Origin of the sequence: Roseovarius sp. TE539 (assembly GCF_003298505.1) — a bacterium.
GTDB lineage: Bacteria > Pseudomonadota > Alphaproteobacteria > Rhodobacterales > Rhodobacteraceae > Roseovarius.
Window position 1 is genome coordinate 25,458 of the sequence record NZ_QNGB01000035.1, and the last position, 8,144, is coordinate 33,601.

At 70.2% G+C, this 8,144-nt stretch carries 9 protein-coding genes; 3 read left to right on the forward strand and 6 right to left on the reverse strand.

Going from position 1 to position 8,144, the window contains the following annotated elements:
- Positions 1–56: 56 nt before the first annotated feature.
- The 3 genes from DQW77_RS15995 to DQW77_RS16005 are packed head-to-tail and all read right to left on the reverse strand — an operon-like array spanning position 57 to position 4,597.
- Complete coding sequence (locus DQW77_RS15995; RefSeq protein WP_113259226.1) at positions 57–1,463, reverse strand: hypothetical protein; 1,407 nt, start codon at positions 1,461–1,463, stop codon at positions 57–59.
- A 6-nt stretch (positions 1,464–1,469) separates the two neighbouring features.
- Positions 1,470–2,099, reverse strand: coding sequence for a DUF2460 domain-containing protein (locus DQW77_RS16000; RefSeq protein WP_113259227.1), 630 nt, complete (start codon positions 2,097–2,099; stop codon positions 1,470–1,472).
- Between the two features lie 47 nt (positions 2,100–2,146).
- Positions 2,147–4,597, reverse strand: coding sequence for a phage tail tape measure C-terminal domain-containing protein (locus tag DQW77_RS16005; protein ID WP_113259228.1), 2,451 nt, complete (start codon positions 4,595–4,597; stop codon positions 2,147–2,149).
- Between the two features lie 86 nt (positions 4,598–4,683).
- Between DQW77_RS16005 and DQW77_RS16010 the strand changes: the two genes are divergently transcribed.
- Positions 4,684–4,965, forward strand: a complete 282-nt coding sequence (locus tag DQW77_RS16010; RefSeq protein ID WP_113259233.1) for a type II toxin-antitoxin system RelE/ParE family toxin — start codon at positions 4,684–4,686, stop codon at positions 4,963–4,965.
- 22 nt (positions 4,966–4,987) lie between these two features.
- Positions 4,988–5,278, forward strand: a complete 291-nt coding sequence (locus DQW77_RS16015; RefSeq protein ID WP_113259229.1) for a HigA family addiction module antitoxin — start codon at positions 4,988–4,990, stop codon at positions 5,276–5,278.
- Here the strand turns inward: DQW77_RS16015 and DQW77_RS18765 are convergent.
- The 3 genes from DQW77_RS18765 to DQW77_RS16035 form a co-directional block, all read right to left on the reverse strand.
- Complete coding sequence (locus DQW77_RS18765) at positions 5,249–5,980, reverse strand: hypothetical protein (RefSeq protein ID WP_309301324.1); 732 nt, start codon at positions 5,978–5,980, stop codon at positions 5,249–5,251. The genes DQW77_RS16015 and DQW77_RS18765 overlap by 30 nt on opposite strands.
- Positions 5,980–6,921 (reverse strand): phage tail tube protein, encoded by a 942-nt coding sequence (locus tag DQW77_RS16030; RefSeq protein ID WP_113259230.1) that lies wholly within the window; start codon positions 6,919–6,921, stop codon positions 5,980–5,982. Before DQW77_RS16030 ends, DQW77_RS18765 begins: the two co-directional genes overlap by 1 nt.
- Positions 6,922–7,024: 103 nt before the next feature.
- Positions 7,025–7,444 carry an acyl-CoA transferase gene (locus DQW77_RS16035; protein ID WP_113259231.1) on the reverse strand — a complete coding sequence of 140 codons (420 nt, stop codon included), beginning with the start codon at positions 7,442–7,444 and terminating at the stop codon, positions 7,025–7,027.
- An 86-nt stretch (positions 7,445–7,530) separates the two neighbouring features.
- Between DQW77_RS16035 and DQW77_RS18095 the strand changes: the two genes are divergently transcribed.
- Positions 7,531–8,112: a hypothetical protein gene (locus DQW77_RS18095; protein WP_147094997.1), complete on the forward strand. Its 582-nt coding sequence runs from the start codon at positions 7,531–7,533 to the stop codon at positions 8,110–8,112.
- The last annotated feature ends 32 nt before the right edge of the window (positions 8,113–8,144 follow it).

Genomic DNA, 8,144 nt, shown 5'->3' on the forward strand with positions numbered 1-8,144 from the left:
AGCGACAGAAGCAGGAAGGCCGCATCCCGCCGGGTGCTCTCCTCGAGGGTTTGCGCCTAGCCGGTCGAAAGCCCGTCGACATAGCCTTGCGCCACGAGGTGGTCCCACATGGCGTCCGTGATCGCGGTCTCGTTGCTCTCGATGGCCCCGGCGGCGGTCGGGTAGCTGTCGATGAGGGTGTCGGCGGCGCTGTAGGGCTCGACCCGGGTCCGGTAGCCTTCGGACCAGAGCGACCAGTCGCCGGCCTGAGAGGCACAGCCGGAGGCAATGATGAGACCGCCGTCGAGCGCCATGTACTGCTTGTGCGACCAGATCGCGATGGCGTTGATGGCGTTGATGAACGCGCCGTTCCTGGCGCAGTAGCCGATGCCGTTGGGATTGCTGGGCGTGGCGCCCCAGGCCATGATCTGCGGAAAGACCGAGTAGGGACTGACCACGGCGCGGTCGGCCAGGATCACGCCGCCGCCGCGTCCGACCATCGGGTTCTGGTTGGCCCGGTCGAGCGGTGGCGGGATCAGCACCGGATCGCCCGTGCGGTACATCACGATGTTATGGGCGTAGACCGTGCGGTTGATGACGGCGCCGGGGCGGAAGGAGATCGCGAAGCCCTCGGTGGGATCGTCGAGATCATCGACGCGCCAGCCGCCCTCGAAGCTGAAGCCCTGGACATAGCCGCCATTGCCCATCCGGAACACGTTGCGCTCCTCGTAGCCCGGCGCGGGGACGATCTTCGTGGCCCGCGCCGCCGTGGCGGAAATGACGCCCGTGCAGTGATCCGGAACGTCGATATGCCCCTGCGTCTGGTAGGTGCCGGGATAGACATAGATGGCCGCGGGATCGCCTGACGCCGCCACCAGGTCGCGCGCCGCCTCGATGTCGCGCACGGCGCGGTCACGGCCTTCGCCGGTGCGGCTGTTGTCGCCGTCCTGCGCGACGTAGAATATGCGCTCTTCGGAATACCCGTTCGCAAGCGACGGGGAGACCAGTGCCAGGGTCGACCGCTCGAGGGCACAGATCTCGACATCCGTGGCGTGCGCCGCCCCGAAGGTCTCGACGAAGGGCTGCGCGTAGCGGGCCGCGGCCGGGGCCGTGAGCGCCGCGTCGTCCGCCGCATCCAGGCCCACCAGCAGGGCGATCGTGCGGCGGCCATCGGCCACGCGCGGGGCAGGATCGGTATGCGCCACGGTCTGCGACAGCACGGCCTTGTCGGCATCGAGCCAGATCACGCCGATGGTGACCGCATCGGAGGCCGGGTCGGGGCTGTCGATCACGCGCCGCCAGGCCGCGCGCAGCACATGGTCGATCCCGGGCTCGAGCGGCACCGGCGTCAGCCCGACCAGCTTCTGCAGCCCGGTCAGCCGGGCGATCTTGCCGTCGGCGCCGACGGCGACGGTGCCGCCGTCGAGCGCGTAGAGCGTGGGCGTGTCGCCGGGGCGATGTTCGAGGGCAGTATAGGTCTGCATGCAGGCTTACTCCGGGCGCAGTTCCACGAGCGGGATCGAGGTGATCGAGCCCAGCCGTTCGATATCGAGGGTCACGTCCATCAGATCGCTGTCGAAGCGCACGGGGACGTCGAAGGCAAAGCCCGCGGTGAGGACGAGGCCGGGCTCGGGTGCGGTCTCGAAGCTGACGATCCCGGTGGTGGGATCGACCTGCCAGCCGGTGAATTGCTCGGCCCCGTCGAGCGCGATGCGGGTGGTGCCGGCCACGGGCTTGGCGATGCGCCGCGCATAGCCGTGCGGGGCGTCGCCATAGGTCTTGATCAGGGCAAAGCTGGTGGTGGTGCCGTCGCCCGTGCCGATCCGCTGGTCAATCTCGGAGACGGGGCGCGAGGGCGGGCCGGACTTGTAATCGGCCCAGTCCTTGAACCGGAACCCGTAGAGCCGGCCCAGCCGGGCCTCGAAGAAAGCGACGATGGCGTGCAGGTCGTCCACGCGGCGAATGCCGTAGCTGACATCATAGCGCCGGCGGGATGCGGCCCAGGAGGCGTTGCGCTCCTCGTGGCCAGAGGCCAGCGCGACCACCTGCGTGCGCCGCTCGGGGCCACCGCGCGCCCCGCGGCTGATCGCGTCGGGAAAGCGCGTCTCGTGAAAGGTCATGCTTGGTTTTGTCCTTTTGCAGGGTCTCGGGCAGCAGTTCGGCCGCGTCACATGCCGCGGCGGCCCATGGCGACGGCGCGGGCGATGTCAGATGCCACCTGCGTGCGCGATTGCCGGAAGCTCTCCGCATCGCGGGTCTGGATGGTGACATTGACGATCGGGGCGGCGTCACGCTCCCCGCGCGCGCCGTCATACGCGCGGGTCTCCCGGCGGGAGAGCACCCGCTCGCCGCGCTGAAGGATGGCGGGGACCTCGTCCGGTTTGAGCCCGGCCATGCCGCCGGAATGCATGCGCGGCGCGTCTGCAAAAGCCATCGCCGGGACCCTGCGCGCGGGACCGGCGGCGCCGACCCGGCCGCCGGCGTGCAGGACGTCCGCGAAGATCCCGCCCGCCTTGCCGCCGAGCCCTCCAAGCGCGCCGGACAGCGCACCCGCGATCGGCCCGAGGATGAAGCGCCGCGCGGCGAGCTTGGCGAGGTCCGCCAGCAGCGAGGTGACCAGATCGCGAAAGTCGAGCTTGCCGGTCTTGACGAACCGGGCCACGGCGTTCTCCGCCGACCGGAAGGCGCCGACGAGGCTCTGGCCGATATCGCCGCCGATGCTGCGGGCCTTGGTGGCATAGTCCGACAGGGCCGCCGTGACCGCCTGCCAGCCGGTTACGGCCCGCTCGGTGCTTGGCGCGGCGGCGGCGGCGGCCGCCCCGGCCGCGGCGCCCGCCTCGGTGGCGGCCTGTCCGGCGGCGCCGAGCGCCTCCTCGAACCGGTCGGCCGAGTCCGTGGCCGCCACGACGTCCTTCAGTGCCCGCCACGCGGTCATCGGGCGCGCGGCGGCCTCCGTGAGCATGCCGGCCGCCTCGGCGTAGCCCGCAGCGCGGCCCCGCGCATCCGCGGCCATCCCGCCGAAGAGATCCGGCGCCTCGACGTGAGCGCGGCCCATGGCGGCGCGGAAAGCCTCTCCGGCGGCATCGCCAACCGCCGACGCGGCGCCGGCGAAGGGGTTCTCGACCCCGCCCAGCTCGACCGGGTCCAGCCGGCCGATGGAGAGGCCGCCCTCGCCGGTCGCCCACTCGGGCAGATTGGACAGTGCCGCGTTCAGCCGGGTGATGAAGCGGTTGATCCGGTCGACCACGCCGTTGATCATCGACTCGACGCCGTCGATCAGGGCATTCGCCGCCTGGAAGGCAAAGTCCCCGATGGCCTCCGGCAGCGCGCCCCAGGTCGCCTTCACCGCCTCAAACGCTCCGGCGAAGGTCGCGACGGTGCTGTTGCCCCAGCCGACCACGGCCTCCGTCGCGCCCTGCAGACCCTCGTAGATGCTGGCCTGCGCCGCGGCCCAGCCGGCCTCCACCCGCGCCCAGGCGGCACCGGCGCGCAGCGCGATCCGGTCCCAGGCTTCCGCCGCCACGTCCTTCAGCAGGCCGAGCGCCGCGCCGATGCCGCCCGTCGCTGCCACCAGGCGCGTGAACTGGTAGATCAGCTCGCCCGCGCCGACGATGAGCGCCCCGATGCCGGTGCGGATCAGCGCCCCGCGCAGGACCACCAGTGCCGTGGCGAGCCCGCGGACGGAGAGCGTCGCCGCGGCCATTCTGGCGACCCAGCGCCCGGCGAGGAACCCCGCGAAGGCGGCCGCCGTGCTGGCCACCCGTCCGACATTGTCGATCAGCAGGACGAGCGCGTCCGAGATGCCGGTGAAGACCCGCTGGATCGGCCCGCCCACTTCGCCCAGCCGGGCCAGCCCTTCGGCCGCGCTCTGCAGGGCCGGCGCGGCGGCGACGGCCAGCTGGTTCGACAGCCCGCGCCAGAGCAGTCCGAGCCTTGAGATCGCATCGTTCGTCTCCTCGATCCGGTCCGCGTCCGCGTCTCTGACCAGCACGCCGAACCGGCGCAGCTCGTCATTCGCCTGGCGCAGCTGGGCGGGGTCGAGCCGCTGGAAGGCCACGAAGGCGCGGTCGCCGAAGAGCTGCGAGAAGAGCGCCGCCTGCTCGGAGGCCGCGTTCTGCCGGATCGCCTCGGTGACCCGCGCGATGCGCTGGTCGAGCGGCAGCGCCAGCAGCTCCGCCGCGTTGAGCCCCAGCCGCCGGATCGCGTCGGCCGCGGGCCCGCTCCCGTCGGCGGCAAAGAGCGACAGGCGCCGGGTCAGGCGCGCCGAGCCGGCCTCGAGCTCGCGGAAGGAATTGCCCGACAGGTCCGCCGCCCGGGCGAGCACCTGTACGCTCGCCGTGGTCGTGGCGAGCGACTGCGCGAGCTTGGCCTGCGCATCGATGGTCTGAAGCCCCGAGCGGATCAGCGCCGCGCCGGCCGCCGCAGCCGCCGCGCCGACGACCCGGGCGATCCGCGTCGCCTGCCGCGCGAAGCGGGCGAGCCGGCGGTTCGCCGCCTCCATCTCGCGCGAGAGGCGCCGGAAGCCCTGCTGCCCGGCCTCGCCCACACCGCGCAGCGCATCCTTGACCTGCCGCCCGCCCGTCGCCGACAGGCGGACAGAGACGCGTTTTTCGGCCATGTGACTGCCTCCGGTATCGGAAGGATCGGTAAAGCGCGCCGCCGCGCGCCCCTTGCAGAATGTATCACGCCGTGATACATGCCCCCATGATCGTCAGCACGAAGGGCAAGCGCGCGGCGAACGCGGTGGAAGGCCGGTTCGGCAAGGGCTTCCCGGCCGATCTGGTCAAGCGGACGCGGGCGATGCTCTCGGCACTCGACGCCGCCGTGGTCCTCGAGGATCTCCGGTTTCCGCCGGGCAACCATCTCGAGGAGCTCAAGGGCGACCGGGCCGGGCAGCATTCGGTGCGCATCAACGACCAGTGGCGCATCTGCTTCGTGTGGACCGATCAGGGACCGGCCGACGTCGAGATCGTCGACTACCATTGAACGGGCATCGAAAGGGCGCGCCATGACACTGATGAAGTCCCCCTCGCACCCCGGCGAGGTTCTCAGGGAGCTCTACCTCGACCCGCTCGGGCTGAGCCCGATCGCGCTGGCCCGGCGCCTGCACGTGCCGCGCACGCGGATCGAGCGGCTGGTGCGCGAGGAAACCTCCATGACCGCCGACACCGCCATGCGCCTCGCCAAGGCGTTCGGCACGACGCCCGAATACTGGATGAACCTGCAGCGCGCCTGGGACCTCGCGCGCGCGCGCGACACGGTCGACGTCTCAGACATCACCCCCGTCGCCGCCGCCTGACCGGGCCTGTCTGGCCAGCGTCTCCACCACCACCGCCTCGACATGCGGGAGGAGCTCGGCGGCGGCGGCCGAATCGATGCCGCAGGCGCGCGCCATGGCGAGCAGCGCGGTCATGTCGAAGCCGATCACCCCGCCCATCGGCGCCAGCCGCAGCTGGCCGCCCGCAGCCTGCACCAGATCCCGCACCTGCCGGCCCTCGAGCGTCAGCGGCCGCTCTTGCGTTTGCGGGCAGTCCGGGCACGGCCCGTCGCAGGCCCGGCAGTAGTCCGCGCCCCCGCCCCAGACCCAGGCTGCGAGGGCGCAGAGGCGTTTTTTTTCCTGCTCCAGCAGCAGCCCCTTCTGGACGTAGCGGGTCTGGAACGCCTCGAAGATCGGCCAGATGTCCATCAGCGCCGGGATGGTCTCGGGCCCGGGGTCCACGGGCGCGCCCTTCGCGTCGCCCACGCCCTCCCACTCGACGATCGCCAGCCGCGCCAGCGCCACCGCGAAGGGGATCGCCACCGCCTCGTCGGTGGCACGCGCCGCGGCGGGGTCGGTCTCCGCGGCGTCGGCCTGAGCCGGCACGCTCTCCAGCGCGGCGACCACGTCCGGGTCGCGGCGCGCCTCGGCCATCAGCGCGGTGGTGATCGGCAGGAGCTTCAGGCGCACGCCACCGGGCATGTCGTGCCAGGCGGGTTTGCGGGTCATGTCGAGTCGGAGCATCAATACTGGTCCACGTCGTTGATGAGGGTTGCGGTGGCCATGCGGCCGGTGCCGGGATCGCGCGCCGCCTGCCAGTCGAAGGTCGCCTGGATGCCCTGCGGCCCGTCGATCCCGATGCGGGGGCGCGGCAGGTAGACGGCATGCGCGGTCAGCGTGAAGCTCTCGCCCGAGGACAGCGCGTAGCCGAACACCAGCTCGCACGGATCGCCGTCGATGGCCTGTTGCAGCAGCGTCTCGTCGGCGAAGCGGACCACCACGTTGCCGGTGAGCGCGGCGATGCCGGGCTCCACGCCGGCGATCTTGCCGTCGGCGCGGATCGTCTCCACCCGGTCGAGGTTGTTGGCGTAGGTGATCTCGGCCGAGACGAGATTGCCGAGCGCGGCGCCGTTGCGCTGGACGCCTCCCTGGAAGCTGCCGAAGCGCCTGAGCGCGGGCTCGGTCAGCGTGCCTGCCTGGCTGGTGGCGCTCTTGTCCTCGCCCTGCGCGATCACGCCCACGGTCGCGGTCACGAGGCCCGAGCGCTCCATCGACCATTGCAGCTGGTTGACCCGGCAGCCGGGATACATCGCGTAATGCGGCACCTCCGGCAGGCCCTTTTCCAGCGCGAAGCTCGGCAGGTCCCAGGCACCGGACTGGAACTCGTGGGTGTAGAGCCCGGTGCCGCTGGTCGTGGGCGCCCCGAAGGCCGCCTTCAGCCAGTGGCCCCAGGCCTCCGCGTCGATCGGGACCACCACGTCGCCGTCTGCCGTGATCGCGTCCTTGACCGGGGCCAGAGGATCGCGGCCGTAACCCAGCAGCTCGGAGTCGAGCAGCGGCTGTTCGGCAGCGACGGTCAGCCCCGGCGCGAACGGCATGCGGATGAAGCCGCTGGCGGGTGGCGTGCCGTAGGTGGTCTCGAAGCCGAGCGCCAGCCGCGCCCGCGCCCCAAGGGATCGTGCCATGGTGGTCTCCTGTCGCAAAAAGGAACGGCCCGCGGAGCGGGTCCGCGGGCCGGTGGGTCAGTGGTCGGGTTAGGGGGGTGCCCCGGTGTCGTGTGCGCGGCGCTCAGCTCAGCGGGTCGGCGGTCGTGTAGTGCAGGACGACGGGGATGACGGCCGCCTTCAGGCTCGCCGCGCCCTCGACCGGCAGGTCCACAGGCCGCGGTGCTTCCGCCTCGACCCAGTCGCAGAGCCCGCCCAGCGTCCGGTCGGCGGCGAGCGCCGTTCCAATGCTCGCGCAGAGCGTGTCGAAGGCCGCGTCACGCTCGGTGCCCTGAACGACCGCCTCGATCTCGGCGCGGTGCTGGTAGTGGTAAGCGAGTGGTGAGAGCGTCACCTCCGGCTCCCCCGGCTCGCCGTCGCGCAGGATCAGCAGGCCCTCGGCCGGCACGCGCTCGGGCAGGACGTCGCCGCGGAGCGCGGTCGCGGGCAGCGTCGAGAGCCGCGCATGCAGCGCGGCGAGAACGGCTTCGCGTGGGGTGGGCATTGATCGCTACTCTGCGAGAATCCAGAAAGGGCTAGACCTACTGGCGCTACAAAGTCTGAAATGGCGGACAAGAAGGAGAGGTTCAGGTGCCAAGCGGCCGTCCTGCCAAGGTTGATCACGTCCGAGATGCGTTTCTTTCAGAAATCGCCTCAGCCACTTCACTGGTCGCTGCTATGCAAGCATTGCCAACCAAAGTGCGCCCATCAAACAACCCCGGAATACATCCAAAGTACGTCGGCCAGGTCGTTGAGCTTGCATTTATGGGCATGGTGGCAAGCTGGGAGGAGTTCATTGAACGCTCGCTCGTCAGGTTTCTGACAGGCGCGAGGACAAACAACGGTTACAAGCCAACACTCAAGGCGGGGAAAGCGGATACCATCCAACACGCCTACGAACTTCTCTCTCTCGACCCGGATTATAAACCAGACAAGTCGTACTTGAAGGTTTCGGATCCAAAATGGGTTCGCAAGGTCGCAGACTTTTATTTCTCAGCGCATTCATTCTCAGATCTCCAGAACGCATCGGATCTGGTAAGGCACGCGAATGCCATCCGAAATCGAGTTGCTCACGATTCTGTCAATCTGCATTCAAAACTGACCCATCGTGATCATTTAAAAATGACCCACCTGGGGGGTAGCAAAGCCCACAGGCGAGCGCCCCCCATATAGCAGGCTCGTCTGTGGGCTTTGCTTTTTCTGGT